Annotated in this window: 2 pseudogenes; both read left to right on the top strand. The window is 63.6% G+C overall.

The window, feature by feature from the left end:
• Window positions 1-251: pseudogene (locus C474_RS12950) on the top strand (MBL fold metallo-hydrolase); the annotation flags it as partial.
• 24 nt (window positions 252-275) lie between these two features.
• Window positions 276-472: pseudogene (locus tag C474_RS12945) on the top strand (YeeE/YedE family protein); the annotation flags it as partial.

Below are 472 nucleotides of genomic sequence, written 5' to 3'. Positions count from 1 at the left end.
CGACGCCGCGCGAAGACGGCACCTACGCTGCGCGACTCGGCGACCTGACGGAACGCATGGACGCGCTGTCGATGGAGCGCGAGGGGTTCATCGAGTTCATCCTCTCGGATATGCCGCCGCGACCCTCGAACTACGAAGAGATCATCGCGACGAACCTCGGTCGACAGGACACCGACGACGAGGAGGCGTTCGAACTCGAACTGGGACCGAACAACTGCGCCGCCAGCAGCGACGCGATGACGAGTGACTGATGACGGAGCTCTGGAACTAAGCCAATGGATATGACTACACTCCCGCTGGTCGCGTTCGCCGACCTGTTCCCGCGAGGTGTCACCCAGTACGCTGCCGGTGGACTGCTCATCGGCCTCGGCGTCACGGTGATATACCTCGGAACGGGCATCATCGCGGGCGCGAGCACGTTCCTCGAATCGACGCTGTCGTACGTCTCGGATGTGCCCCGGTTCAACCGGGC

Source organism: Halogeometricum pallidum JCM 14848 (assembly GCF_000337095.1).
Lineage (GTDB): Archaea > Halobacteriota > Halobacteria > Halobacteriales > Haloferacaceae > Halogeometricum > Halogeometricum pallidum.
Note: the sequence above shows the minus strand (reverse complement) of the source record. Positions and strands in the feature narration are given on the sequence as shown.